Origin of the sequence: Pseudomonas yangonensis (assembly GCF_009932725.1) — a bacterium.
Lineage (GTDB): Bacteria > Pseudomonadota > Gammaproteobacteria > Pseudomonadales > Pseudomonadaceae > Aquipseudomonas > Aquipseudomonas yangonensis.
On sequence record NZ_BLJU01000005.1, the window covers coordinates 183682 to 209787 of the forward strand.

Genomic DNA, 26106 nt, shown 5'->3' on the forward strand with positions numbered 1-26106 from the left:
TTCATTGCGCCACCTTGGCCAGGTTCTTTTCCACCAGGGAGACGAACAGCTCCTCCAGGCGATTGGTCTTGTTGCGCAGGCTGAGCACCTGCACCTGCTGCTGCGCCAGCTGCTGGAACAGCGCGTTGAGGCCCTGGCTCTTCTCCACCTGCACTTCCAGGGTGTGGTGGTCGAGCAGGCGCGCCGGATAGCCCGTCAGCATCGGCGCCTCGCTGTAGGAGTCCTTCAGATCGAGCAGGAAGGTCTCGACATGCAGCTTCTTGAGCAGGTCCTTCATGCTGCTCAGCTCGACGATGCGGCCGTGGTCGATGATGCCGATGTTGCGGCACAGCTGCTCGGCCTCTTCAAGGTAGTGGGTGGTGAGGATGATGGTGATGCCCTGCTTGTTCAGCTCGGTGAGAAAGCTCCACATCGAGCGGCGCAGCTCGATATCCACCCCGGCGGTGGGCTCGTCGAGAATCAGCAGGCGCGGCTGATGCACCAGGGCGCGGGCGATCATCAGACGGCGTTTCATACCGCCGGACAGTTCGCGCGAAGCGACGTCGCGCTTTTCCCACAGGCCGAGCTGGGTCAGGTACTGCTCGGCCCTCTCCTTGGCGATGGAACGCGGAATGCCGTAGTAACCGGCCTGGGTGACGACGATGTCGAACACCTTCTCGAACTGGTTGAAGTTGAACTCCTGCGGCACCACGCCCAGGCAGCGCTTGAGCGCATAGGGTTCGCGGTCAAGGTCGTGGCCGAATACGCTGACCGTGCCGCTGCTCTTGTTCACCAGCGTGGAAAGGATGCCGATAGTGGTGGATTTGCCGGCGCCATTGGGGCCGAGCAAGGCAAAGAAATCACCTTCGGCGACGTCCAGATCGATACCGTGCAGGGCCTGGAAGCCGTTTCCGTAGGTCTTGGTCAACTGGCGGATGGTCAGGGCGGAGCTCATGAAGATGGGGTTTCCCGCGCGAGAGTGAAGTCTTGGTAGATGTGGGCGAAGGCGCTCGATTGCAACCGCGTGTTTCGCCCACTCTGTGCTGGCATGCACCCTACCGACCCTGACGCGCGGAGAAAAGGCCGTCCTGGCGATCTTGATTATCGACTCAGTCGATAACACCGGCCTCGCGCTGCATGTCGCCGCTCACTTCCAAGCCCCCAGCCTCGAACAGATGTGGATAGCAATCACGCAGGTGCGCGAAAAACAGCTGCTCCGGCAGATCCTCGAACTGGCCGTGGTCCTGCAGGTACTCCATATAGCGCTCGCCCCGCGCGTTGTAGGGATGAAAGACGCTATCGTGCACGCCATCGAACTCCAGCGGCGCCACCTTGAATACGCGGCACAGCGCCTCGTTGAACGCGGGCGTGGCCTTGACCCAACGCCCGCCCAGATACAGCTCGGTGTAGCCGTGCATGGCGAACACCTCGCTGCGCAGCAGCTCCAGCAGGCGCGGCGTCGACAGGTGATTGCGTACATCGGCCAGGCCGATACGCGCAGGAATGCCGCAATGCCGTGCGCATGCGGCAAGCAGATTGGCTTTGGGAACGCAGTAGGACTCCCCGGCCGTCAGCGCGTGGCTGGCCTTCAGCGTCTGCGCATCGAGGCTGAAGGCATAGGGGTTGTAGCGAATCTCGTCGCGCACCGCGAGATAGAGCGCAATGGCCTGACTGATCGGTTCTCGTGAGGCGCCACGCCAACGTTCGGCGAACTCGACTACCAATGGATGGTCACTGTCAATGAAGCGGCCGGGGCGAAGATAGATCTGCATGACGGGGTTCCTGAAGTTCGCTTCAGTCTAATCCGCCAATTGCGCGATGCTTACGACGATCCGGCCAAGCTCACCGCCCCTCGCGCCATTTATGGCTATGCTCGGGGCGTTGCCCGCTCGAATCATGGAGGAATGCACATGCTCGTCATCTGGTTGCTGGTGCTGCTGCTCGGGGTCATCTACCTGGCCCATAGTCGTACCGCCGCCCGCCCCGCCCTCGGCATCACCGCGGCCTATCTGGTGGCCATGGCCCTGTTCAGCCCGGTACCCGGCTGGCTGCAACTGCTGCTGTGGATCATCACTGGCGCAGTCGCCGCCTTCATCCTGCTCGGCGATCTGCGCCGGCAGCTGTTCACCCGCCCGTTGTTCGCCTGGTTCCAGCGCGTGCTGCCGCCCATGTCGGCCACCGAGCGCGACGCCATCGAAGCCGGCACGGTGTGGTGGGACGGTGAGCTGTTCAGTGGCAAACCGGACTGGGACAAGCTGCTGGCCTACCCCAAGGCCAGGCTGACCGAAGAGGAACAGGCCTTCATCGACGGCCCCACCGAAGAACTCTGCGCGATGATCAGCGACTGGCAGGTCGGCCAGGAAATGGACCTGCCGGAGAAAGCCTGGGAGCACATCAAGCAGCACGGTTTCTTCGCCCTGATCATTCCCAAGGAATATGGCGGCAAGGGCTTCTCCGCCTACGCCCACTCGCAGGTGGCGATGAAACTGGCCACGCGCAGCGGCGATCTGGCCTCCACCGTGATGGTGCCCAACTCCCTCGGCCCGGCTGAGCTGCTGCTGCACTACGGCACCGAAGAACAGCGCAACCATTACCTGCCACGCCTGGCGCGAGGTGAGGACATCCCCTGCTTCGCCCTTACCGGCCCGCTGGCCGGCTCCGACGCCGGTGCCATGCCGGACACCGGCGTCATCTGCAAGGGCCAGTTCAACGGCGAGGAAGTGATCGGCCTGCGCCTGAACTGGGAGAAGCGCTACATCACCCTCGGCCCCGTGGCCACCCTGCTCGGCCTGGCCTTCAAGGCCTACGACCCGGACCACCTGCTGGGCGACAAGGAAGACCTCGGTATCAGCCTGGCGCTGATTCCCACCGATACCCCCGGCGTGGAAATCGGCCGCCGCCACCTGCCGCTGGGCGCAGCCTTCATGAACGGGCCGAATTCGGGCAAGGACGTATTCATTCCGCTCGACTACCTGATCGGTGGCCAACAGTACCTCGGCAAGGGCTGGATGATGCTGATGAACTGCCTGTCGGTGGGCCGCTCCATTTCGCTGCCGGCCGTCGGCACGGGCGCGGCCAAGTTCACCAGCCTCGCCACCGGCCAGTACGCCCAGCTGCGTGAGCAGTTCAACGTACCGCTGGCGGCCTTCGAAGGCATCCAGGAAGCCCTGGCGCGCATCGGCGGCAACGCCTGGCTGATGGACAGCGCACGCATTCTCACCGCTAATGCCGTCGATCTGGGCGAGAAGCCCTCGGTGCTGTCGGCTGTGCTCAAGTACCACCTGACCGAGCGCGGCCGCGAGTGCATCAGCCATGCCATGGACGTGCACGGCGGCAAGGGCATCATCATGGGCCCGAACAACTACCTGGCCCGCTCCTGGCAGGGGGCGCCGATCTTCATCACCGTCGAGGGCGCCAACATCCTCTCGCGCAACCTGATGATCTTCGGCCAGGGCGCCATCCGCTGCCATCCCTACGTGCTCAAGGAAATGGCGCTGGCTGACCGTGAGGACAAGGACGAGGCACAGATCGAGTTCGATTCGCTGTTGATGAGTCATATCGGTTTTGCCGTGAGCAACGCGGCCAGCAGCTTCCTTCTCGGCCTGACCCTGAACCGCCTGGGCACGGTGCCGGGCGACGACCTCAGCCAGCCTTACTACCGCGCCCTCAACCGCCTGGCCGCGGCCTTCGCCCTGTGCGCCGACAGCAGCATGATGCTGCTCGGCGGTGACCTGAAGCGTCGCGAACGTCTGTCTGCGCGCCTGGGTGATGTGCTCAGCTACCTCTACCTGGGCTCGGCCGCACTCAAGCGCTACCACGATCTGGACTATCAGGAGTCCGTCAGACCGCTGCTGCGCTGGGCCCTGGAGGAAAACCTCTACCGCGCCGAGCAGGCACTCGATGACCTGCTGAGCAACTTCCCCAATCGTCTGTTCGGCTGCCTGCTGAAGGTACTGGTGTTCCCGCTGGGTCGTCGTCATAACGGCCCAAGCGATGAGCTGGATGCCGAAGTGGCCGCAATCATCGGCCGCCAGGCTGGCGACCCGGCACTGGAATCGGTGCTGGAAGGCTGCTATCGCCCGCAGGCCGATCAGGACTCGGTCGGCGCCCTGCAGCATGCACTGAACCTGGTGCAGGCCAGCCACGACGCGCGCAAGCGTCTGCACCAGGCACTCAAGGACGGCAGCCTGCAACCGGCTCCGGGCCAGGACGCCATCGAAGCGGCGATCGCTGCCGGCATTCTCGATGGCGAGCAGGGTCAACGCCTGCAGGCGGCCGAGGCGGCGCGGCGGCGGGTGATCGATGTCGACGACTTCGCCAAGGAAGAGCTCGAACTGGGCATTGGCAAGGTGCGCTGACGCAAACGGCTAGCGGGAGGGGCTTTACCGCGACTCAAGAAGCTCGCGGCCACGACTGCAGGGATGCAGGAGGCAGAGCGAAGCAGGATGCCCGGGCCGAAAGCCCCTCCCACGAAGGCCTGCTATGCAGGACAGCGGGCGCCAGGAACTCTATACTCCTGCGCCCGTTTTACCTTTCAGGACACTGCAACATGGCCAGCCATCTCGAACATCACCTCGCCCTGCTCAATCACCTGCGCGGTATCCTCGTTGCGCTGGGCGAAGCCGAACAGGTGCTCGACGACAGCCACGCCCTGTTCCTCGAGCGTTACGACGAACTGCTCGCCGAACTGCCGCGCGACCCGGTGTCCAGCCAATACCTGGGCCAGGACCTGATCAGCCAGGTATTCCATCGCTATCCGCAGATCGCCCATCTGGTACCGCGCGATCTGCTGTGGTTCTTCGGCGGCGACTGCCTGCACTTCATGCCGGACGAAGAGATCGCCCTGTACCAGGCCCTCGACGAGCGTCGCTTCGAGGCCGAAGAGAACGACGAACCCTTCGACTGGAATCAGGAAAAACAGCTGTTGGCCCTGCCCACAGACGGCGCCAAGCACTGATCGAAGCAACGACAAAAGGCCCGCACGGCAAACCGGCGGGCCTTTAGATTTGTCTTTGTAGAGGACAGAAACGAAAACGCCGCTCGATTGAGCGGCGTTTTCGTTTATTTGGAGCGGGAAACGAGACTCGAACTCGCGACCCCGACCTTGGCAAGGTCGTGCTCTACCAACTGAGCTATTCCCGCAGTACAACTTGAAGTGGCGTCCCCTAGGGGACTCGAACCCCTGTTACCGCCGTGAAAGGGCGGTGTCCTAGGCCACTAGACGAAGGGGACCTGGAACTTCTTTTGAAATCCTGCCGAAGCAGCATTTCTAAATTTTGGAGCGGGAAACGAGACTCGAACTCGCGACCCCGACCTTGGCAAGGTCGTGCTCTACCAACTGAGCTATTCCCGCAGTACAACTTGAAGTGGCGTCCCCTAGGGGACTCGAACCCCTGTTACCGCCGTGAAAGGGCGGTGTCCTAGGCCACTAGACGAAGGGGACACACCCCGGAACATCAAGCAACTTTCCGGCTTCCTTCGCTCTGCATCAGGCTTTGCGCTGGAAGTGGCGCGCATTCTATGGAGACTTTTAAAGGTCGTCAACCACTCTCTAAAAAATTTTTAAAATCAAAGACTTCAGCCCATAAATTGACATGACACTAGGAGCGATGCGAGCAAGCCACTACACTCGGTCGAAAAGTTGATTCTCGAGAGGTCCCAAGCAGTGTCCGCACTCGTGATAACCCTGCTGATAGCCGGCGGCATCGCCCTGTTGATGGTGATTGCCTACATCAACCACGCCGTCGAGAACAGCAAGCTGGAGAAAGCCCGCCAGCGCGCCGACCTGCTCGACCGCATTCGTCGCTGCCAGGACATTTCCGAACGCATGCCCGGCCAGTTGATGACGCCGCAGTTGAAGCTGCTGCTGAGCCAGCTGCAGCTTCAGGTCAGCGAACGGCTGCTGCCGCTGGATAAGCAGAACGCCACGCTGCAGAACGATATCGCTACGCTGAAGAGCGAGATCGCCAAGGGTGAATCCATTGCGGTGCAGAACCCTCCACAGCCCATCGTCAACGAGGCCAAGGCCAAGGACGTACGCTTCCTCCTGGAAAACCTCCATGCATTGATCACCGGCTCGGTACAGGGCGGCCTGCTGCCCGCCAGTGAGGGCAAGCAGTGGCTCAAGCAAATCCGCCAGATGCTGGTGCTGGTGCATATCGAGTTCTTCAGCACCCTTGGCCAGACGGCGATGCAGCAGAACCAGCCTGGTCAGGCGCGTCTGGCCTTCGAGCGCGGCGTGCAGTACCTGCGCAAACAACCCGAACCTGCGCTCTACCAGGCGCAACTCAAACGCTTCGAGGAGCAATTGGCGCGCGCCAATGCCATGGTCCTCAACAATAATGTACCCGCAGCGGAAGAACCGAGCGAGTTGACCGAAGGTCTGAAAGACCTGGAAGACGACGGCTGGAAAAAGAAGAACATCTACGACTGAGCGGCCACATGGCAACCATGGCCTTCGCTCAGAACACGCTGACAGAGGATTAGGAGCTGCAATGAGCATGACCGTATACGGGGCGCCACTCTCCCCGTTCGTCCGTAAAGTCTGTCTGTGCCTGATCGAAAAGGGCCTGGAGTACGAACTCGAAGTAGTCATGCCCTTCGGCCAGCCCGACTGGTACCGTGAGCTCAACCCACTGGGGCGGATTCCCGCCTTTCGCGACGGCGACCTCAAGCTGGCGGACTCCAGCGTGATCTGCCAGTACCTTGAAGAACAGCACCCCGAGCGCACGCCCCTCTACGGCGCAGATGCGCAGCAGCGGGCAAAGGTGCGCTGGCTGGAAAAGTATGCCGACTACGAGTTGGCGCCCCTTTGCACCTTTACCGTATTTCGCAACCGCGTGCTGAAAGCCACCATGGGCCAGCCGTGCGACGAGGAAAAGGTGCAGCAGGCGCTCAAGGACAAACTACCGAGTCACTTCGACTATCTTGAGGCCACGCTGGGTGATGCACCCTATTTCCTCGGTGAACAGCTATCGATGGCTGATCTGGCGCTCGCCTCCCAATTGATCAACATGGAGCACGGCGGCGAGGTACCGGACGCTACACGCTGGCCAAACCTGACCGCACACTTTCAGCGCATCAAGGCCGGCGCGTCCATGCAGCAACTCCTGCCACGCGAACTGCGCACTCTGGAGAAGATCGGCGCCAAGCGCTGAGCACGTCCTACCTGATCGAGTCCCGACCGACGAATCGCCACCGGCTGGGCCGCGCCAATACTCAGCAGTCGGTGGCGGCCAGAAAGATCTCCGCCAGTGCTTCGATGCCGGCCTGATCCGCCTCGGCAAAGCGCCCCACCGACGGGCTGTCCAGATCCAGCACGCCGATCAGGCGCCCGTCCTTCACCAAAGGGACCACCAGCTCGCTGTTCGACGCACTGTCGCAGGCAATGTGCCCGGCGAAGGCATGCACGTCTTCGACTCGCTGCGTCCGCAAAGTCGCCGCTGCAGCGCCGCAGACGCCACGACCGAAGGGAATGCGCACACAGGCCACCTTGCCCTGGAACGGACCGAGCACCAGTTCGCCATCCTTGACCAGATAGAAGCCAGCCCAGTTGAGGTCGGCCAGCTCATGAAACAGGAAGGCGGAGAACTGCGCGGCATTGGCGATGAAGTCGCGCTCACCGGACAGCAGCGCCTGCAGTTGCGCGCTCAGTAGCGGATAACCGTTGAGGTCAGCCCCAGCCTGGGAAAGATCGATCATGCCTGTTGCTCCAGCAGTTGCAGCCCGACCCAATGGCGGGCGAATTGATAGGCGCAGCGGCCATTGCGGTTGCCGCGGCCCAGCGCCCAGCGAATGGCGGCTTTCTCCAGCGCTTCGTCCCAGCTCCAGCTGAGCCCGACCTGGCGCGCCTGCACATCCACCCAGTGGCGCACGACGATCAGGAAGTGCTCCTGGCTGAAGGGATAGAACGACAACCACAGACCGAAGCGATCGGACAGCGCGATCTTGTCCTCCACCGCCTCGTTGGGATGCAGCTCGCCGTCGACCCTCTTCCAGTTCTCGTTATCGCTCTGATGCTCGGGCACCAGGTGCCGGCGGTTGGAGGTCGCATACAGCAGCACGTTGTCCGGCGCCTGCTCCAAGGAGCCGTCGAGCACGCTCTTGAGCACCCGGTAGTCGCCCTCACCCGCCTCGAATGACAGATCGTCACAGAACAGCACGAAGCGCTGCGGCAACCCGGCCAGCAGTTCCACCACGCGCGGCAGGTCGGCCAGGTGGTCGCGCTCGATCTCGATCAGGCGCAGGCCGGCCCTGGCGTGCTCGGCAAGCAGTGCGCGTACCAGCGAGGATTTACCCGTACCGCGGGCACCCCAGAGCAAGGCATGGTTGGCCGGCAGACCGGTAACGAACTGCCGCGTGTTGCGCGCCAGTTGCTCGCGCTGGGCGTCCACACCCAGCAGATCGCTCAATGACAGGTCGAGACTGACCTCCAGCGGCATCAGGTAGCCACTGCGGCCATCACGTACCCAACGTGCCGCCACGCACTTGTTCCAGTCTACCTGCGGGCGCAGCGCAGGCAGCAACGGCTCGAGACGCTCCAGCACCTGCTCGGCGCGGGCGAGAAAGTCCAGCAATCGGGAATCCACGGTCTACTACTCCTTTTGCGCAGAGCCGCACGTTGCAGGCTCTGCCGGTACAGGGTCGCTATCAGCTATGCTTGGCAAGGCGCCAAGGATCAGAGACTACGCACGCATTTATGGATATTTCGCTCACCAATCGCCTGTCATTCAAACAGGCCGGCCTGACCGTGCTGGTGGCGTTTATCCTTGGCACGCTGCTGAGTGTCACCCAGGTGGCGATCGATTATGCCAGCGAAGAGGCCTCCATCAACCGCGAGATTCGCGCGCTGCTGGAAATCAGCCACAACCCCGCTGCCCGTATCGCCTACAACATCGACGCGGAGCTGGCCCAGGAACTGGTGCTCGGCCTGCTGCGCTCACCGGCGGTAACCCGCGCCGAGCTGATCGACAACAGCGGCCTGGTGCTGGCCAGCGTCAGTCGTCCGCGTAGCGAGAGCCGTTACCGTTTCATGAGCGACAGCCTGTTTGGCGCCGAGCGCGCCTTTCAGGACCCGCTGTTCGTCTCCCACGCGCCCCACGAGCCGCTGGGTTTCCTGCGCCTGGAGATCGATACCTACGCTTTCGGCAGCCACTTTCTGCGGCGCTCGCTGCTGACCCTGCTCACCGGCTTCGCACGCAGCCTGCTGCTGTCGCTGATCCTGCTGGTGCTGTTCTATTTCATGCTGACCAAGCCCCTGACAGGCGTGATTCGCGCACTCAGCCAACGCAACCCGCAGGATCCACAGCATCGCCCCGTACCTTGCCCCAAGGGCCATGAGCGCGACGAGATCGGCATTCTGGTCGAAGTCACCAACCGCCAGCTATCGAGCATCGCCCAGGAGATCGAGCAGCGACGCAACGCCGAAGACCGGCTGACCCAATACCTCGGCGAGCTGGAAAACATCGTCTCGGCGCGCACCGCCGAGCTCAAGGCCACCAACGCCCGCCTCAGCCAGTCCAACAGCGAACTGGAGGCCGCGCGTACCACCGCGCTGAACATGGCGCAGGCTCGCTCGGCCTTCCTGGCCAACATGAGCCACGAGATCCGCACCCCGCTCAATGGCCTGCTGGGCATGCTGGCATTGGCGCTGGACGGTCCGCTCAGCGCCGAACAACGCCAACAACTCGGCATCGCCCACGACTCCGGCAAGGTGCTGGTGGAACTGCTCAACGACATCCTCGATCTGTCGAAATTCGAAGCCGGCCAGCTGGAGCTGGAAGAAATCCCCTTCGACCTCGGCGCCCTGGCGGAGGAAACCGCCAGCCTGCTGTCGCAGAACGCCGCCAGCGCGGTGGAGCTGACCTGCCTGATCGACCCGGCACTGCCGGCGCAGGTGCTGGGCGATCCGACGCGGGTGCGCCAGATCGTCAGCAACCTGCTGTCCAATGCACTCAAGTTCACCCGTTTCGGCCGTGTCGACCTGATCGTCTCCCGCAGCGCGGACGGCATCAGCATTCGCGTGCGCGATACCGGCATCGGCATCGCCGAAGACGCCCAGGCGCGCATCTTCCAGCCCTTCGCCCAGGCCGAGGTGGGCATTACCCGCGAGTACGGAGGCACCGGGCTGGGCCTGGCGCTGACACGGCGTCTTTGCCAGGCGATGCACGGCAGGCTGACCCTGCAATCGAAGGAAGGCTTCGGCAGCGAGTTCTGCGCCGAATTGCCGCTGCGCGCCCATGCGCAAACCGCCATCCAGCCCTCCCTACAGGGCCGCATCGTCGCCATGACGCCGGCCAGTAGCGGGCTGCAACAAATGCTCAGCCAATGGCTGCCCTCCTGGGGCCTGAGCTATCAGCGTCTGGACACCGATGCCAGCCTGCTCGGCGTGGAGGCCGATCTGCTGATCAGCGACTGCCCGGAGTGCCTGCTCGGCATTCGCCCGGCGATCACCACACCGGTGCTGCTGGTCACGGCCTACGGCAATTTCCTGCCCCATGACCAGGCACAACGTCTCACGCCCCTGTTGCAGATCGCCCGCCCCCTGGCGCGCAACGGGCTGTTGCAGATGCTGCGGCACATTCTGCAGAGCGACGACACCGACCCGAGTAACAACGCCCAGGCGCAACCTCGTCGCGAAAGCTCGGCGCGCGTACTGTTGGTCGAGGACAATCCGGTGAATCAGATGGTCGCCAAGGGCATGCTGGCCAAGCTCGGCTACCAGGTACTGGTCGCCGGCCACGGCGGTGAAGCGCTGGAAATACTGGAGCAACAGCCCGTCGACCTGATTCTCATGGACTGCAACATGCCGGTGATGGATGGCTACGAGGCCAGCCGGCGCATCCGCAGCAACGGCCGCTGGCCGGAACTGCCCATCGTTGCCCTGACGGCCAATGCGCTGTCCGACGAGCGCGAACGCTGCCGCGCCGCCGGGATGAACGACTACCTGGCCAAACCCTTCCGTCGTGAAGAACTGGCAGCCATGCTCGACACCTGGCTGCCCAGCGAGGTCACCCGCTGAGCCGCGCCAGCAGGCGATCCAGGCTACGACGCAGCCCTTCCATCTCCAGCAGGTCCTGATCACCGAACTGGCAGAGCAACTGCGCCTTGAGCGGCAGAACCTGCGCCTGCAGCGCCCTGCCGGTCTCGCTCAGCGCCAGATGCACCTCTCGCTCGTCCGCCTGGGCACGACGGCGCTGCACCAGGCCCATCTGCTCCAGACGCTTGAGCAGCGGCGTCAGGGTCCCGGAGTCCAACTGCAGGCGTTGTCCAAGCGCCTTGAGCGTCGGCTGCTCGGGCGCCCGCGCCTGCCACTCCCACAGCACCAGCATCGCGAGGTACTGCGGGTAGGTCAGGCCCAGGGCATCGAGCATCGGCTTGTAGGCACGGATCACGGCGCGCGAGGCGGCGTAGAGCTTGAAGCACAGCTGGTTGTCCAGCTGCAGGGTGGCGGTATCGAAAGCGGTCATTTCAGCAGCGCTTCGATCTCGCTGCTCAGTTCTTCCGGCTTGGTGGTCGGGGCGAAGCGCTTGACCACCTGGCCATCCTTGCCGATCAGGAACTTGGTGAAATTCCACTTGATGCCCTGACTACCCAGCAGGCCGGGCGCGCGCTTTTTCAGTTGCACGAACAGCGGGTGGGCGTCGGCGCCGTTGACGTCGACCTTCTTGAACAGCGGGAAACTGACGCCGAAGTTCAGCTCGCAGAATTCCGAGATGGCGCCCTCGTCACCCGGCTCCTGCTTGCCGAACTGGTTGCAGGGAAAACCCAGCACCACCAGCCCCTTGTCCTTGTATTGCTGCCACACGCTTTCCAGGCCCTTGTACTGCGGGGTGAAACCGCATTTGCTGGCTGTGTTGACCACCAGCACGGCCTTGCCACCGAAGTCGGCCAGGGTCTTCTGCTCGCCCTTGATGGTAGTGACCGGGATATCGAAAAGTGCATTGCTCATGGGGAATCGTCCTGATGGGCTGAAAGTGATGGACAAAATAGCGAGCAATTAAATTGCATGCAATTTAATTGCTGCAAGATAAGGCATGCAGATATCGCGCTATCCGTAGGGGCTAGCGGCGCCGACTGCCAGATTTCCAAAACGCAGATGAACTCAGCGGGCCTGACCCAGCAGGCGATCTATCGCGGCGCGCCGATGGTGGGTTACGCCGCACCGGACTGAGCAAACTGTTCGATAGACGTGACAGGCGGCTAACCCACCCTACGAAACGGTGGCGCCCAGAGCTCGCACCAATGCGGCCAGTGGTAACGAATCCCCCTGAATGCGCACGGTCAGCCCATCGATCTCGCGGCGCATCGGGTAGTGCTTGCGCAAGCGGTCGAACGCCGCGCGACGGGTATCGGCATCGCCCACCAGGCTACGGCGGAAATCCGCATCGTCGCGGCGCGGGTCGTATACCGCACGGCACAGGCTGGCCAGGGCCCAGGCCGGATCGGCGTTGCCGTCGATGCTCAGCTCGCGGAGCCAGGGCGCTGGCAGCAGCTCGGCCAGGCTCACCTGCTCAGGTACGCCCAGCACGCGGCAGCAGGCCTGGTAGATCTGCGCGGTACCGCGCAGCTTGCCATCCAGGCTGTAACCGGCGATATGCGGCGTGGCCAGTTGGCACAGGGCGGCCAGCTCGACATCGACCTGCGGCTCGCCTTCCCAGACGTCCAGCACCACTTTCAGGTCGGGACGTTGCGGCAGTAACGTGCGCAGCGCGGCATTGTCCACCACCGCACCGCGGCTGGCATTGATCAACCAGGTTCCCGGCTTCAGCGTCGCCAGGCGAGTCGCATCGAGCAGATGGCGCGTCGAGGCGTCCAGCGGCGTGTGCAGGCTGATAACGTCACACTCGTCGATGATCTGCTCCAGGCTGACGAAATCGCCACCCTCGGTGGCCTGGCGCGGCGGATCACAGACGCGCACCTGCCAGCCGAGACCACGCAGCAGATCGACCAGACGCCCACCGACCTGCCCCGCCCCGACCACGCCATAGACGCGCGCAGCCGGGTCGACGCCCTCGCGCTCGGCCAGGGTCAGCACGCTGCCCAGCACGTAATCCACCACGCCGCGGGCGTTGCAGCCCGGCGCGCTGCTCCAGGCGATGCCCGCCTCGGCGAAGTAATCGAGATCCAGATGGTCGGTGCCGATGGTGCAGGTACCGACGAAACGGACCCGGCTACCTTCGAGCAGCGCACGATTAACGGGAGTGACCGAGCGCACCAGCAGCAGGTCGGCATCGCGCACATCGGCCGCCGTGATGCCGCGCCCAGGCAGGCGGCGGATACTGCCGAACGCAGCGAAGAATTCATCGAGCAGGGGAATGTTTTCGTCGGCAACTATGTGCATGGCAGGCTCCATCGGGCAGGTCGCCATTCTATGCCAGCGTGATCACCAACGTCGCCCTGCAGAGCGCCGGACAGAGCCTCACGCCGCACTTTCCTGACCGCTGCGTCAAGGCGTAAACTACGCGGTTTCCTGTTATCCCGAAGAGTCGAAATGTCCACCGACACCCGCCTTGGCCGCGTGCGCACGGAACTGCGCAACCTGCTCATCCTGGCCACGCCCATCATCATCGCTCAGCTGGCGCACACCGCCATGGGCTTCGTCGATACCTTGATGGCCGGGCGCGTCAGCCCGCGGGACCTGGCAGCCGTGGCGCTGGGCAACTCGATCTGGGTGCCGGTGTTCCTGCTGATGACCGGTATCCTGCTGGCTACCACGCCCAAGGTGGCGCAGCGCTTCGGTGCCGGCGAGGAAGCAGAGATCGGCCCGCTGGTGCGTCAGGCCCTGTGGCTGGCACTGGCCGTAGGCGGCAGTGCCGCAACGCTGCTGTGGAACGCCGAGTTCATCCTGCGCATCATGAACGTCGACCCGGCGCTGATCGCTCCGGCCATGGGCTACCTGCGCGCCGTGGCCTGCGGCTTTCCAGCGGTAGCGCTGTATCACGTGCTGCGCTGCTTCAGCGATGGCCTGGGTCACACCCGCCCAAGCATGGTACTGGGTATTCTCGGCCTGCTGCTGAACATTCCGGCCAACTACATCTTCATCTACGGCAAGTTCGGCCTGCCGGCCATGGGCGGCGTCGGTTGCGGCTGGGCCACCGCACTGGTGATGGGCTTCATGCTGATCGGCATGCTGGTCTGGGTGAGGTGGGCGCCCTGCTACCGCGCCAGCGCGCTGTTCACCCATTTCGACTGGCCACAGTGGCCGGTCATCAAGCGCCTGCTGAGCATCGGCGTGCCGATCGGCGTGGCGGTGTTCGCCGAATCGAGCATCTTCGCGGTGATCGCCCTGCTCATCGGCGGCCTCGGTGCCACCGTGGTCGCCGGGCACCAGATCGCCCTGAACTTCAGTTCCATGGTGTTCATGATCCCCTACTCGCTGGCCATGGCCGCGACGGTGCGCGTCGGCCAGGCACTGGGCCGCGGCCAGCCACGCGAAGCGCGCTTCGCCGCCGGGGTGAGCATGGGCGCGGCACTGGGCTACGCCTGCGTATCGGCCAGCCTGATGTTCCTGCTGCGCGAACAGATCGCGCAGATCTATACCCCCGACAAGACGGTGATCGCCGTGGCGGCAACGCTGATCGTCTATGCAGCGCTGTTCCAGTTCTCCGATGCCATCCAGGTGACGGCAGCCGGCGCCCTGCGCGGCTATCAGGACACACGCATCACCATGCTGCTGACCCTGTTCGCCTACTGGGGCATCGGCTTGCCGGTGGGTTATGCGCTGGGGCTATCCGACCTGTTCGGCGAACCGAGCGGCCCCAGCGGCCTGTGGCAAGGTTTGGTGGTGGGCCTGACCTGCGCCGCAGCGATGCTCACCGTGCGCCTGGCACGCAGCGCGCGCAAGCGCATTCGCCGGGCCGGTTGAGATTGGATAGGTCGGGCATCCTCTCTAGACTGAGCAGATGATCCGACCTGCCCTGCTCCTCTGCTTCCTTCTGATCGCTGGCTGCGGCCCGGCCAACGACGGCCTGGCCCTGCAGAACGATTACCTCGCACGTCTGCAGCGCTCGCTCGATGCGGCCGACTTCCCCACTTTCGACAGCCGCAGCGCCAGCCAATATCGTTTACCGCCACGCCGCGAGCGCCTGCTGGAGTTGCCGGAACTGCGCATCGGCCTGCTCGATCTGGTCATCGATGCGCGGCGCTGTCCGCATCTGCAGCAGTTGATCAGCCAGCGCAACAGCAGCCTGGGCAAGCAACTGATGCCCAGCCAGCGCCTGGGCTACGAAGGCGACCTGCTGCGTGCCATCGATGACTGCCTGCCGCATCTGCAGGACGACTCCAGCCTCAAGGCCACTCTGCAGCGCCTGGCCAGCGACAAGCGCCAGCAACTGCCAGCGGTGTTCTGGAATGCCCTGAACGGCAGCCCGGAGTTCGAGAACTACCTGCGTTTTACCGACCAGGCCTTGCCGGTCGACAGCCAGGAAGACAGCGCGGCACTGGACGCCTTGCAGCGGCTGGCCAGCATCGGCGCCGGCATACCGGCACAGTTACCACCGAGCGCCGGGGAGCTGGAACCGCTGTTCTTCGCCCTCTATGCCAGCGAACAGGGCAGCCAGTTGATCACCAGCCTGGCCAGCCTGCGCCACACGCTCGACGCCGGCAGCGAAATGCTCGAGCAACGCCAACAAAATCGCCCGCTTTGCCCACTGGGCCAGGCGACCCCGCGCGGGCGCATCCTGCAGAACATCTTCATCAAGTTCTACGCCGGCGGCCTGCAGCCTTATCTGGCACAGGTCGACCAGCGCGGCCAGCAATGGCAGGCGGTGTTGCTGCAACTGCAGCGTATAGAGGGCATTCCGCCAGCTACCGGCGAACATCTGCAGCGGCTGGCTGGCGAGCAGGATTCGTTATGGCAGGATTTTCGCGCGGCCACGGCGCGCCATGTCAGGGCCTGGCAGAAGCTACTGAACAGTTGCGGTCTGGCGCCGGGACAGGCGGGATGGAATAGCGCGGAACGCGACGTGGAGCCTTAAGGGGTCACACGTTCAACCCAGCCTAATCGGCCTTCTTGCGAATCCAGTACAGATAGGTGCCGTCTTCCTCGGCCTGACCGAGCAGTTCATGGCCGAGAAACACGCAGAACTTGGGAATGTCACGGCGGGTCGAGGGGTCGGTGGCGATCACCTTGAGCAAGCCGCCCGGCGACAGGTCGCGCACCTTGTTGTGCAGCATCATCACCGGCTCCGGACAATTCAGGCCGCTGGCGTCGAGCAGGTCATCGTGGTTGAGGGTCAGGGCTTCGGACATAGGGGGCTCCACAGGCAGGCGCGCATTGTCGCGCAAAGCTGACCTCCAGGTCACCCCGCGCGCACAACCTTGGATGGGCAGCGCATGCCTGCCAACTGCGGCAAAGTGCCTGCGCTCCGGCGAATCATGGAGGGTTCGCACGCCAGCTTCGGGTGGAGCCCAAAGCGACGCGGGAGTCCGGGCCGGACGAATGTCCGCGCCCGGTTCACTCCGTTATTTGCCGTGACGACGCAGATGACAGGTCACTTCCTCACGATCGTGATACAGCTGCTTGCAGCCGATGCCGACCTTCAGACCGCGCTCGGCCAGCCCCGACTCGATGCGATCGAGCAGGCGCCGCACTTCGGCGTAACGCTGCTTCATCGGCAGCTTGAGGTTGACCACCGCCTCGCGGCACAGCCCCTCACCCAGCCAGGTTTCGATCATCGCCGCCGTTCGCGCCGGCTTCTCGACAATGTCGCAGACCATCCAGTGCACCGGATGGCGCGGGCGGAAGGTAAAGCCATCGGCGCGCTGGTGCACGACGAAGCCGGAATACATCAGGCTTTCGGCCATCGGCCCGTTGTCCACGGCAGTCACGCGAATCTCCCGATTGACCAGCTGCCAGGTCCAGCCACCGGGGGCCGCGCCCAGGTCGACGGCGGTCATGCCCGGCGCCAGGCGCTGATCCCATTGTTCACGCGGGATGAAATGGTGCCAGGCCTCCTCCAGTTTGAGCGTGGAACGGCTCGGCGCCTCGCGCGGAAACTTCAGACGCGGAATGCCCATGGGCCACATTGCCTGGTTGTCCGCCTCGGCGATACCGGCGAACACCTCGCGGCCGCTCTTGAAGGTCAGCAGCAGGCGCGGCTTCTTCGCGTCATCCACCAGCTTGCCGGCCTTGAGCAGTGCCTTGCGCAGCGGCGCTTCGAACTTCTTGCAAAAGGTCGAGACTTCCTTGCCCTCGTTGGTATCGACCACCTCCAGCCACAGACTGCCGCACACGGGATAGTCGGCCAGGGCGTCGAGCAACACGCTGATACGATCACTTTCCGGCAGGCTGACGAACGCGCCGCGCGCCCATTGTCTGGGGAAAATCAGCTGATTGAAACGTACGCTGCGCATCAGCCGCTCGCTATCAGCCGCCTCGCTGCAGACGAACTCGGCGCAGGCGCTGCCGGGCTTGGCCCTGGAGTAGCCCGGCACATCCAGACGCGCCGCAAGGTCGGTGATCTCGGCGCAAACCTCCCCTTCGAAACCGGGGCGGCAATGCAGAAACAGGGTATTCATCAAAGGGTCTCCTCGAGGCGCGCATGATACCCGAGACCGGAACCCCGAGCCGCTAAACCTGTCCAGCTACATATGCGCTGCCAGCGGATACGGAACCGCCATCATCGCTTCTCGATGAATTCCGGCCATCCATTCCGCGCCGTGCATAGCAACCGATAAAGGATATGCGCTAGCCAGACCGCCCAAGCCGAACTAGCTTGAAGGTCTGCCGCCATCAGACACAGCCCGAACCGTGCGGGCCCAAGGAGATGTGCAATGCCCTCCCTCGATAGCCTGAACTGCCGCCGCGAACTGAAAATCGGCGACGCCACCTACCACTATTTCAGCCTGCCCGAAGCCGCCCAGCGCCTCGGCAACATCGACCGCCTGCCCAAGTCGCTCAAGGTGCTGCTGGAAAACCTGCTGCGCAACGAAGACGGCAAGACCGTACAGCCGCAGGATCTGCAAGCCATGGTCGACTGGCTGGACAAGCGCGCCTCCGACCGCGAGATCCAGTACCGCCCGGCGCGCGTGCTGATGCAGGACTTCACCGGCGTGCCAGCGGTGGTCGACCTGGCCGCCATGCGCGACGCCATGGCCAAGGCCGGTGGCGATCCGCAGCGGATCAACCCGCTGTCACCGGTGGATCTGGTCATCGACCACTCGGTGATGGTCGACCGCTACGCCTCCTCCAGCGCCTTCCACGACAACGTCGAGCTGGAAATGCAGCGCAACGGCGAGCGCTACGCCTTCCTGCGCTGGGGTCAGCACGCCTTCGACAACTTCAGCGTGGTGCCACCGGGCACCGGCATCTGCCACCAGGTCAACCTCGAGTACCTGGCGCGCACGGTATGGACCAAGGAAGAAGACGGCACCACCCTCGCCTTCCCCGACACCCTGGTCGGCACCGACTCGCACACCACCATGATCAACGGCCTCGGCGTACTCGGCTGGGGCGTCGGCGGCATCGAGGCGGAAGCGGCCATGCTCGGCCAGCCGGTGTCGATGCTGATTCCCGAGGTGATCGGCTTCAAGCTCAGCGGCAAACTCAAGGAAGGCATCACCGCCACCGACCTGGTGCTCACCGTCACCCAGATGCTGCGCAAGAAGGGCGTGGTGGGTAAATTCGTCGAGTTCTACGGTGACGGCCTGGCCGACCTGCCGTTGGCCGACCGTGCCACCATCGCCAACATGGCCCCCGAGTACGGCGCCACCTGCGGCTTCTTCCCGGTCGATGAAATCACCCTTGGCTACCTGCGCCTGTCCGGCCGCCCGGATGCCACCGTGCAGCTGGTCGAGGCCTACAGCAAGGCCCAGGGCCTGTGGCGCGAACCCGGCGACGAGCCGCTGTTCACCGACAGCCTGAGCCTGGACATGGGCAGCGTCGAAGCCAGCCTGGCCGGGCCCAAGCGCCCACAAGACCGCGTCTCGCTGGGCCAGGTCGGCCAGGCTTTCGACGACTTCGTCGGCCTGCAGCTCAAGCCGAGCGCCAAGGAAGAAGGCCGTATGCTCAGCGAAGGCGGCGGCGGTACCGCCGTGGGCGGCGACAAGCAGAGCGGCGAAATCGACTACGAGGACGAGGGTCATACCCATCGTCTGAAAGATGGCGCGGTGGTGATCGCAGCCATCACCTCCTGCACCAACACCTCCAACCCCAGCGTGATGATGGCCGCCGGCCTGCTGGCCAAGAAGGCGGTGGAGAAAGGTCTGCAGCGCCAACCCTGGGTGAAAAGCTCCCTGGCACCCGGGTCCAAGGTGGTCACCGAGTACTTCAATGCAGCCGGTCTGACGCCCTATCTGGAGAAACTCGGCTTCGACCTGGTGGGCTACGGCTGCACCACCTGCATCGGCAACTCCGGCCCGCTGCGCGAGCCCATCGAGAAAGCCATCGCCCAGGCCGACCTGACCGTCGCCTCGGTACTGTCCGGCAACCGCAACTTCGAGGGCCGCGTGCATCCGCTGGTGAAAACCAACTGGCTGGCCTCACCACCCCTGGTGGTGGCCTATGCGCTGGCCGGCAGCGTGCGCATTGACCTGACCCGCGACGCCCTCGGCACCGGCAAGGACGGCCAGCCGGTGTACCTCAAGGACATCTGGCCAAGCCAGAACGAGATTGCCCAGGCCATCGCCCAGGTCGACACCGCCATGTTCCGCAAGGAATACGCCGAGGTCTTCGCCGGCGACGAAAAGTGGCAGGCGATCGACGTGCCCAAGGCCGACACCTATGCCTGGCAGGGCGACTCCACCTATATCCAGCATCCGCCGTTCTTCGAGGACATCGCCGGCGACCCGCCACGCATCACCGATATCCGCCAGGCACGCATCCTCGCCCTGCTCGGCGACTCGGTGACCACCGACCACATCTCGCCGGCCGGCAACATCAAGGCCGACAGCCCGGCCGGGCGCTACCTGCGTGACCATGGCGTGGACAAGGCCGACTTCAACTCCTACGGCTCACGCCGCGGCAACCATGAAGTGATGATGCGCGGCACCTTCGCCAATATCCGCATCCGCAACGAAATGCTCAGCGGCGAAGAAGGCGGCAACACCCTGCATGTGCCCAGCGGCGAGAAACTGGCGATCTATGACGCTGCCATGCGCTACCAGGCCGAAGGCACGCCGCTGGTGATCATCGCCGGCAAGGAATACGGCACCGGCTCCAGTCGCGACTGGGCGGCCAAGGGCACCAACCTGCTGGGGGTCAAGGCAGTGATCGCCGAGAGCTTCGAGCGTATCCACCGTTCCAACCTGGTGGGCATGGGCGTGCTGCCGCTGCAGTTCAATCCCGGCACCGACCGCAACAGCCTGAAACTGACCGGCAAGGAAGTGCTGGCCATCGAAGGGCTGGAAGGCGTGGAGCTGCGCCCGCAGATGCCGCTGACGCTGATCATCACCCGTGAAGACGGCCAGCATGAGGAAGTCGAAGTGCTCTGCCGCATCGACACCCTCAACGAAGTCGAGTACTTCAAGGCAGGGGGCATCCTGCATTACGTGCTCCGTCAGATGATCGCCAACTGATACACCCGCCCTGCTATCGCGGTAGCAGGGCATGCCAGCCTCCGTCGGGCCATGGATGGCCGACGTCGCGACAAAATGTGACGCCAGTCACAAAGCGATTACACTCGCGAAAACGGATTCAGCCCTCAACTTTGCCGCTCGGCGGCCGATGACAGGGGCATTACAACGACGGATACCTGCCATGCGTAACAACCAGCCGGTCACCCAGCGTGAGCGTACTTTTCCTGCACAACAACGTCTGATATCCACTACCGACCTCAAGGGCCAGATCACCTACTGCAACGACGCCTTCGTCGAAATCAGTGGTTTCAGCCGCGAAGAGCTGATGCGCGCGCCGCACAACATCGTGCGCCACCCGGACGTGCCGTCCGCCGTGTTCGACCACATGTGGACGACCCTGAAAAGCGGTCGCCCGTGGATGGGTATCGTCAAGAACCGCAGCAAGAATGGCGACCACTACTGGGTCAACGCCTACGTCACCCCGATGACCGAGAACAATCAGGTCGTCGGTTACGAATCCGTCCGCGTCAAACCTACAGCCGAACAGGTGCGCCGCGCCGAAGCGCTGTATGCACGTGTCAATGCCGGCAAATCGGCCGTGCCTGCCAGCAATCAGTGGCTGCCCGTCGTACAGGCGTGGATGCCCTTCATTCTGGTCAGCCAGATCGGCTTCATGATCGGTCACTGGATCGGCAGCAACTGGGGCTTCATCCTTGCTGCCATACTCTCCGTCCCGCTGGGGCTGGCCGGCATAGCCTGGCAGACCCGCGGCATCAAGCGCCTGCTGAAACTGGCCGAGCAAACCACTTCCGATCCATTGATCGCGCAGATGTACACCGACAGCCGCGGCGCCGAAGCGCGCCTGGAAATGGCCATGCTCAGCCAGAATGCGCGCCTGAAAACCTGTCTCACCCGCCTGCAGGACACTGCAGAGCAACTGACCCAGCAGGCGCGTGAAGCCGACCAGCTGGCGCACAACAGTTCCGATGGCCTCGAGCGCCAGCGCCAGGAGACCGAGCAGGTCGCCACGGCAGTCAACGAAATGGCTGCCACCACCCTGGAAGTGGCCAGCAACGTTGCCCGCACCGCCATCGCCACTCAGGAAGCCAACCGCCTGACCGGCGAAGGCCGCACCATCGCCGCGGAAACCCGCGAAGCCATCCAGCGCCTGTCGCAATCGGTGGGTAATACCGGGGAAACCGTCACCCGCCTCGCCCAGGACAGCAACGAGATCGGCGGTGTGGTCGACGTGATCAAGGGCATTGCCGATCAGACCAACCTGCTCGCTCTCAACGCCGCCATCGAAGCCGCACGTGCCGGCGAAATGGGCCGCGGCTTCGCCGTGGTGGCCGACGAGGTTCGTTCCCTCGCCCAGCGCACCGCCGAATCCACAGAACAGATTCACGGCCTGATCGCCAAACTGCAACGTACTGCCGAAGAGGCCGTACTGACCATGGAAATCGGCCGCAAACAGGCCGACGAAGGCGTCGAACGCGTCCTCAAAGCCGATCAGGCACTGTCCGGTATCAGTGACTCGGTCGCCAACATCGCCGACATGGCCAACCAGATCGCTGCGGCGGCGGAAGAACAAAGCGCCGTGGCCGACGAGATCAACCAGAACATCACCACCATCGCCCAACTGGCCGACCAGACCGCAGGCGAAGCGCAAAGCACCGCCAAACTCAGCGAAGCCCTGACCAAAACTGCACAGGGCCAATACGCACTGGTCGAACGCTTCAACCGTTGAAACAAAAGGCGCAGCGGCTCACCGCTGCGCCCTCTCTGCGACCGGCATTTGTGAGAGGGCCAACTGACTACGATCTTGCCCCGACTAATGCTCAGACCGACTATGCAAGAGTGTTCATGACCATACGACGTTTCCCGAATCCTTCAAACGCGAGGCAGTAGACCAGGCCCTTGCCGCTACGCCGCTTTGTCAAGTAGCCGAGACGCCGTAGATCGCTAAAAGCCTATTTGGCGAATGGAAGGCAGCAAGGTGATGATACCTCTCGGGGTAACAGCAGGCAGCGTGGGGAGCACACGTGACAGCGCCGTCTACGCCAACAACTGGCTCACCCTAGAGCGCGAAGTCTTAAAAAGGCGCTAGCCATTCAGCGAGAGAGAAGGCGAGTCGGCGCCTGAGCAAGGAGCTCAGTACAATGCACCGTGATGGGGACAGGTCAACGGCCAAACCGAATCAAGGCAGAGTTGGCGGCAATGAGGCATGCGCGCGGTCGACATAGATTGCGCTCGAACTCTATTCGCGATTCGCGCGCCTTTGTCGGTTGAGCGATACACCGCCGCATGCAGAAAATACTGGCACACGACGCGCTAGAGATTGCGCGTCGCATGGTTATATCTGAAATAAGAGTAGCGTCTGCATCCACGGCAGCAAACACTACACACTCGCACGCTAAGACCTAGTGCTGCGTTTTTAATTTGGCTCCGCGACCTGGACTCGAACCAGGGACCCAATGATTAACAGTCATTTGCTCTACCGACTGAGCTATCGCGGAACATAAGGCGTATGTTACTGATTAAAAAAGAAAAGTCAACCACTTGAAGTAAACATCCTACTGAGCTATGAGCTTGATGAGGCAGCTTCGTAAGATCATGAAGTTGCATTTCATACCTACGGGTGAGTTGAATCGTACGCGCCGCTAGCCAATAAGCGAGCGGGAGCGGGGGGAATCAGCCTTCGACTAAGGTCTCGCGGCTACGTCGCCTTCGCGCCGCCAAGTTGATGCACTTCGCGCTGCACTGCGCAGCCAAATCAATCTAACTGCTCAACCAGACCGTGGCCCTGCTGGCCGTAGCATTCTGAACACGCTGCGCAAGACCGCGTCAGCATTATCCACTTTCGTGCGCGTCGGTTGATGCAAGAGCCTGGCTTGATCAGCAACGACCAGGCTCGCAGGCCTACAAGCAGCCTAAGGTTAGTGGCTAGGCATCCCAAACGGGCTGAACCGCCAGCTTGGCTCCGAACACGGCAATTAGATCCGATGTGGCGACATCACTCACACATCCAAGCATAAGCCACTGGCATTACCTGACGGTGCCGCTGGATCTGCATGCAAGGCAAGCAATCGGTTAGGCGCTTTCTGCCAAGCCGGAGGCTAAACTGATTATCAAGTCGCCGAAGATTGCCCACGAACAACTAGGCAACCGCAGCAGGTGCTAGTTCATAAGATCAGAGCAGCCAGTACGCTAGCTGGCCCGGCAGAGTTCCATCTCAGATGGATCAGAACATGAACCTAAGGTAAATGCGCCAGCACAAAATTATTACTGGGCTAATCCGCTCACTTATATCATGCGGTTATTAAAATTACACAAATTACAGAGCCACTTAAAAAAATTGAGACTTACAATCTCTATTGAAAGCCGGCGAAGCCAAACACAGCCCGTTTCTACCTTAACGTTCTTTGCTTCTTAGATGAATCCAGTCAACAATTTCACCCTCAGGCACATAACCATGCACAATTTCGCGAAGTAGAGTGCGTACTAGAGTATAGTCATCACGACCGACTGCAGCGAGCAGCTCCTGCAAACGGGCCTTGAGCTCGTCCCAAGATAACATATCCTCCTCAGCGCGCATGATCATAGGATGCTCAGTGGGTTTCACATCCTCACCGATCAATAATTCCTCGTAAAGTTTCTCACCAGGCCTGAGGCCGGTAAATTCGATGGAAATATCACCAACAGGGTTACACTCATTTCGCACGCTCAGCCCAGAAAGGCGTATCATTTTCTCCGCAAGATCAGCAATTCTTACAGGCTCGCCCATATCCAGCACAAACACGTCCCCCCCTTGCCCCAACGAACCGGCTTGGATAACGAGCTGTGCTGCCTCAGGAATGGTCATAAAATAACGAGTAATATTTGGATGGGTGACAGTTACCGGTCCGCCGTACTTAATTTGCTCCCTAAACAACGGAATAACCGACCCAGAAGAACCCAGCACATTACCAAAGCGAACCATCGTAAAGCGCGTTTTATTTAGTTGATAGACCCCTCGATCTTGCCCCAAAAGTAGCGGAGCGGCTTCCCGACTCAGAGCCTGTAGAACCATCTCAGCTAAACGCTTAGTACTTCCCATGACATTGGTAGGTCGTACAGCCTTATCAGTTGAGATCAGTACAAAATTTGTAACGCCCGCCTTGATTGAAGCTTGCGCGGCATTAAGCGTTCCGACTAAATTATTGAGTACGCCTTCCGCAATGTTATGCTCGACCATAGGTACATGCTTGTAGGCAGCCGCGTGATAGACCGTATTAACTCGCCACGTATCCAAAACATGAAACAAGCGCTCAAAATCACGGACGGATCCCAGGATTGGAATCAGCGCGACTGGCAATGATTCGCGCTCAATACGTTGACGTAGCTCACCGTGAATAGCGTAAAGATTGAACTCGCTATGCTCGAACAGCAACAGCGTTCGAGCTTCACTGGCTAGAATTTGCCGGCACAATTCCGAGCCGATGGAGCCACCAGCGCCCGTCACGAGCACAACCTGCCCCTTAATACATCGTTCGAAAAGATCCTGACGGGGCGGTATCGAGTCTCGTCCTAAAAGATCGGATATATCTACTTCCTGAATATCCTCAACCTTCACACGCCCACTGGCCAAGTCGGTAAAGCTCGGAATACTACGCACATGCAAAGAATAAGACTCAAGCGCCTCAAGAACCTCACGCCGACGAGCATGAGAGATTGAAGGCATGGCCAGCAAAATCTCCTGCGCACCAGTTTCTTTAATCATCTGCTGGATATGTTTAGGAGTATAAACTCGCAAACCAGCAATCATACGGTTAGCCACACCCCCGTCATCATCAATAAAGGCTACTACTCGCATCGCCCTACTAAACCGCAGCGCAGCCAGCAGCTGGTTACCAGCGGTGCCCGCTCCATAAATCGCTACCTTAGCCACGTCAATCTCGTCATCATAATGCCGGCTTCGCGGTTCCAACCAGTCACCAATAAAGAACTGACGCATGGCAAGACGCAAACCGCCTAACAGTAAAAGACTTAGCCACCAATAGTTAAAAATCATTGAACGCGGCACCAACTCCGGCGACCCACGGTACCAATAGAGCACAAGCGCCAACACCAGAGCAGCCAAGGAAACAGCCTTAGCAATGGCGATTAGAGCATCGCTCCCAACATAACGCATTACGGCGCGATACATCCCCATCCTGATGAATATGGGCAAAGCGATTAGAGGCGCTGCAAGAAACAACCAGCCATGCCCACCAAATGGTTTAGCTGCAAAAAAATCACCCATACGTACAGCAAAAGAGAGCCACAGCGCCATCCACACTAAAAAAACGTCAGCGACCACTTGCAGAAGACGCTTGCGCCTTCTGGGCAATGACACAAGAAAATCACGCATAGCATCAACCTCTACCGAATTTAAAACATCATGAAAAATAACACAAATAGCCCACTAAGATTAATATCAGGCGCCCACAAACGAATAGAAATCCAAAATCATTTTGCCGTAACCAAAAATCTACCTATTCCAAGATCTCTGATCACAAGGCGAACCTTAGTTCAAATTAACGTTCAGCCCAAGATACCACGCACACTCTCTAAAAGCTTGATAGCGGCACT

At 61.9% G+C, this 26106-nt stretch carries 19 protein-coding genes and 5 tRNA genes; 9 read left to right on the plus strand and 15 right to left on the minus strand.

All coding sequences use genetic code 11. The annotated features are described in order from the left end of the window. Window position 1 precedes the first annotated feature (1 nt). Both GYB81_RS09595 and GYB81_RS09600 read right to left on the minus strand, forming a co-directional pair. Window positions 2–934, minus strand: coding sequence for an ABC transporter ATP-binding protein (locus GYB81_RS09595; RefSeq protein WP_161868030.1), 933 nt, complete (start codon window positions 932–934; stop codon window positions 2–4). Between the two features lie 154 nt (window positions 935–1088). Further along, on the minus strand, window positions 1089–1751 hold the full coding sequence (locus GYB81_RS09600; protein ID WP_161868029.1) for a transglutaminase-like domain-containing protein: 663 nt from the start codon (window positions 1749–1751) through the stop codon (window positions 1089–1091). A 138-nt stretch (window positions 1752–1889) separates the two neighbouring features. Here GYB81_RS09600 and GYB81_RS09605 point away from each other — a divergent pair, with 138 nt between their 5' ends. Continuing rightward, window positions 1890–4337, plus strand: a complete 2448-nt coding sequence (locus GYB81_RS09605) for an acyl-CoA dehydrogenase (RefSeq protein WP_161868028.1) — start codon at window positions 1890–1892, stop codon at window positions 4335–4337. A gap of 191 nt (window positions 4338–4528) precedes the next feature. After that, entirely contained in the window at window positions 4529–4936 is a 408-nt protein-coding gene (locus tag GYB81_RS09610) for a PA2817 family protein (protein WP_013716082.1), read from the plus strand. 109 nt (window positions 4937–5045) lie between these two features. Here GYB81_RS09610 and GYB81_RS09615 read toward each other — a convergent pair. The 4 genes from GYB81_RS09615 to GYB81_RS09630 all read right to left on the minus strand — a co-directional run bounded on the left by GYB81_RS09615 (window position 5046) and on the right by GYB81_RS09630 (window position 5422). Then, window positions 5046–5121, minus strand: a tRNA-Gly gene (locus GYB81_RS09615). Window positions 5122–5135: 14 nt separating this feature from the next. Continuing rightward, a tRNA-Glu gene (locus GYB81_RS09620) sits at window positions 5136–5211 on the minus strand. A gap of 45 nt (window positions 5212–5256) precedes the next feature. After that, window positions 5257–5332: transfer RNA gene (locus tag GYB81_RS09625), tRNA-Gly, on the minus strand. A 14-nt stretch (window positions 5333–5346) separates the two neighbouring features. After that, window positions 5347–5422: transfer RNA gene (locus GYB81_RS09630), tRNA-Glu, on the minus strand. 222 nt (window positions 5423–5644) lie between these two features. On the opposite strand from GYB81_RS09630, the gene GYB81_RS09635 reads away from it, so the two are divergent. Next, window positions 5645–6412 carry a hypothetical protein gene (locus GYB81_RS09635; RefSeq protein WP_233787538.1) on the plus strand — a complete coding sequence of 256 codons (768 nt, stop codon included), beginning with the start codon at window positions 5645–5647 and terminating at the stop codon, window positions 6410–6412. A 61-nt stretch (window positions 6413–6473) separates the two neighbouring features. Further along, the gene (locus GYB81_RS09640; protein ID WP_161865638.1) at window positions 6474–7136 is read left to right on the plus strand and encodes a glutathione S-transferase family protein; all 663 of its coding nucleotides are present in this window, start codon (window positions 6474–6476) and stop codon (window positions 7134–7136) included. A gap of 61 nt (window positions 7137–7197) precedes the next feature. On the opposite strand, the gene GYB81_RS09645 is transcribed toward GYB81_RS09640, so the two are convergent. Then, window positions 7198–7680: a free L-methionine (R)-S-oxide reductase MsrC gene (locus GYB81_RS09645; protein WP_161865637.1), complete on the minus strand. Its 483-nt coding sequence runs from the start codon at window positions 7678–7680 to the stop codon at window positions 7198–7200. After that, a complete protein-coding gene (locus GYB81_RS09650; protein ID WP_161865636.1) occupies window positions 7677–8567 on the minus strand; it encodes an ATP-binding protein in 891 nt (296 codons plus the stop codon). The genes GYB81_RS09645 and GYB81_RS09650 overlap by 4 nt, the downstream gene beginning before the upstream one ends. A gap of 110 nt (window positions 8568–8677) precedes the next feature. On the opposite strand from GYB81_RS09650, the gene GYB81_RS09655 reads away from it, so the two are divergent. Beyond that, on the plus strand, window positions 8678–10999 hold the full coding sequence (locus GYB81_RS09655; protein ID WP_161865635.1) for a response regulator: 2322 nt from the start codon (window positions 8678–8680) through the stop codon (window positions 10997–10999). Here GYB81_RS09655 and GYB81_RS09660 read toward each other — a convergent pair. The 3 genes from GYB81_RS09660 to pdxB form a co-directional block, all read right to left on the minus strand. Next, complete coding sequence (locus tag GYB81_RS09660) at window positions 10989–11447, minus strand: MarR family winged helix-turn-helix transcriptional regulator (protein WP_161865634.1); 459 nt, start codon at window positions 11445–11447, stop codon at window positions 10989–10991. The two genes, GYB81_RS09655 and GYB81_RS09660, sit on opposite strands and share 11 nt — an antisense overlap. Further along, the gene (locus tag GYB81_RS09665; protein ID WP_024307809.1) at window positions 11444–11929 is read right to left on the minus strand and encodes a glutathione peroxidase; all 486 of its coding nucleotides are present in this window, start codon (window positions 11927–11929) and stop codon (window positions 11444–11446) included. The genes GYB81_RS09660 and GYB81_RS09665 overlap by 4 nt, the downstream gene beginning before the upstream one ends. A gap of 261 nt (window positions 11930–12190) precedes the next feature. Further along, window positions 12191–13321 (minus strand): 4-phosphoerythronate dehydrogenase PdxB, encoded by a 1131-nt coding sequence (pdxB, locus tag GYB81_RS09670; protein WP_161865633.1) that lies wholly within the window; start codon window positions 13319–13321, stop codon window positions 12191–12193. 150 nt (window positions 13322–13471) lie between these two features. Between pdxB and GYB81_RS09675 the strand changes: the two genes are divergently transcribed. Then, entirely contained in the window at window positions 13472–14845 is a 1374-nt protein-coding gene (locus GYB81_RS09675; RefSeq protein WP_161865632.1) for an MATE family efflux transporter, read from the plus strand. Window positions 14846–14882: 37 nt separating this feature from the next. Continuing rightward, entirely contained in the window at window positions 14883–15956 is a 1074-nt protein-coding gene (locus tag GYB81_RS09680; RefSeq protein ID WP_161865631.1) for a DUF3080 domain-containing protein, read from the plus strand. Between the two features lie 22 nt (window positions 15957–15978). On the opposite strand, the gene tusA is transcribed toward GYB81_RS09680, so the two are convergent. Beyond that, on the minus strand, window positions 15979–16230 hold the full coding sequence (gene tusA / locus GYB81_RS09685) for a sulfurtransferase TusA (RefSeq protein ID WP_003460892.1): 252 nt from the start codon (window positions 16228–16230) through the stop codon (window positions 15979–15981). 213 nt (window positions 16231–16443) lie between these two features. After that, window positions 16444–17499: a 23S rRNA (cytidine(2498)-2'-O)-methyltransferase RlmM gene (rlmM, locus tag GYB81_RS09690; protein ID WP_161865630.1), complete on the minus strand. Its 1056-nt coding sequence runs from the start codon at window positions 17497–17499 to the stop codon at window positions 16444–16446. Between the two features lie 255 nt (window positions 17500–17754). Between rlmM and acnA the strand changes: the two genes are divergently transcribed. Both acnA and GYB81_RS09700 read left to right on the plus strand, forming a co-directional pair. After that, window positions 17755–20496: an aconitate hydratase AcnA gene (gene acnA, locus GYB81_RS09695; RefSeq protein ID WP_161865629.1), complete on the plus strand. Its 2742-nt coding sequence runs from the start codon at window positions 17755–17757 to the stop codon at window positions 20494–20496. Window positions 20497–20677: 181 nt separating this feature from the next. Beyond that, window positions 20678–22243, plus strand: coding sequence for a methyl-accepting chemotaxis protein (locus tag GYB81_RS09700; RefSeq protein ID WP_161865628.1), 1566 nt, complete (start codon window positions 20678–20680; stop codon window positions 22241–22243). A 693-nt stretch (window positions 22244–22936) separates the two neighbouring features. On the opposite strand, the gene GYB81_RS09705 is transcribed toward GYB81_RS09700, so the two are convergent. Further along, window positions 22937–23012 (minus strand) — tRNA-Asn (locus tag GYB81_RS09705). A gap of 896 nt (window positions 23013–23908) precedes the next feature. Then, on the minus strand, window positions 23909–25885 hold the full coding sequence (locus GYB81_RS09710) for a polysaccharide biosynthesis protein (RefSeq protein ID WP_161865627.1): 1977 nt from the start codon (window positions 25883–25885) through the stop codon (window positions 23909–23911). Window positions 25886–26106: the final 221 nt, after the last annotated feature.

What these genes read in the sequence shown, in the direction of transcription:
- pdxB (WP_161865633.1), bottom strand. Translation starts at nt 13,321, where the DNA reads ATGCACATAGTTGCCGACGAAAACATTCCCCTGCTCGATGAATTCTTC.
- GYB81_RS09640 (WP_161865638.1), top strand. Translation starts at nt 6,474, where the DNA reads ATGAGCATGACCGTATACGGGGCGCCACTCTCCCCGTTCGTCCGTAAA.
- GYB81_RS09680 (WP_161865631.1), top strand. Translation starts at nt 14,883, where the DNA reads ATGATCCGACCTGCCCTGCTCCTCTGCTTCCTTCTGATCGCTGGCTGC.
- GYB81_RS09645 (WP_161865637.1), bottom strand. Translation starts at nt 7,680, where the DNA reads ATGATCGATCTTTCCCAGGCTGGGGCTGACCTCAACGGTTATCCGCTA.
- rlmM (WP_161865630.1), bottom strand. Translation starts at nt 17,499, where the DNA reads ATGAATACCCTGTTTCTGCATTGCCGCCCCGGTTTCGAAGGGGAGGTT.
- GYB81_RS09700 (WP_161865628.1), top strand. Translation starts at nt 20,678, where the DNA reads ATGCGTAACAACCAGCCGGTCACCCAGCGTGAGCGTACTTTTCCTGCA.
- GYB81_RS09660 (WP_161865634.1), bottom strand. Translation starts at nt 11,447, where the DNA reads ATGACCGCTTTCGATACCGCCACCCTGCAGCTGGACAACCAGCTGTGC.
- GYB81_RS09605 (WP_161868028.1), top strand. Translation starts at nt 1,890, where the DNA reads ATGCTCGTCATCTGGTTGCTGGTGCTGCTGCTCGGGGTCATCTACCTG.
- GYB81_RS09610 (WP_013716082.1), top strand. Translation starts at nt 4,529, where the DNA reads ATGGCCAGCCATCTCGAACATCACCTCGCCCTGCTCAATCACCTGCGC.
- GYB81_RS09655 (WP_161865635.1), top strand. Translation starts at nt 8,678, where the DNA reads ATGGATATTTCGCTCACCAATCGCCTGTCATTCAAACAGGCCGGCCTG.
- GYB81_RS09710 (WP_161865627.1), bottom strand. Translation starts at nt 25,885, where the DNA reads ATGCGTGATTTTCTTGTGTCATTGCCCAGAAGGCGCAAGCGTCTTCTG.
- tusA (WP_003460892.1), bottom strand. Translation starts at nt 16,230, where the DNA reads ATGTCCGAAGCCCTGACCCTCAACCACGATGACCTGCTCGACGCCAGC.
- GYB81_RS09600 (WP_161868029.1), bottom strand. Translation starts at nt 1,751, where the DNA reads ATGCAGATCTATCTTCGCCCCGGCCGCTTCATTGACAGTGACCATCCA.
- acnA (WP_161865629.1), top strand. Translation starts at nt 17,755, where the DNA reads ATGCCCTCCCTCGATAGCCTGAACTGCCGCCGCGAACTGAAAATCGGC.
- GYB81_RS09595 (WP_161868030.1), bottom strand. Translation starts at nt 934, where the DNA reads ATGAGCTCCGCCCTGACCATCCGCCAGTTGACCAAGACCTACGGAAAC.
- GYB81_RS09665 (WP_024307809.1), bottom strand. Translation starts at nt 11,929, where the DNA reads ATGAGCAATGCACTTTTCGATATCCCGGTCACTACCATCAAGGGCGAG.
- GYB81_RS09675 (WP_161865632.1), top strand. Translation starts at nt 13,472, where the DNA reads ATGTCCACCGACACCCGCCTTGGCCGCGTGCGCACGGAACTGCGCAAC.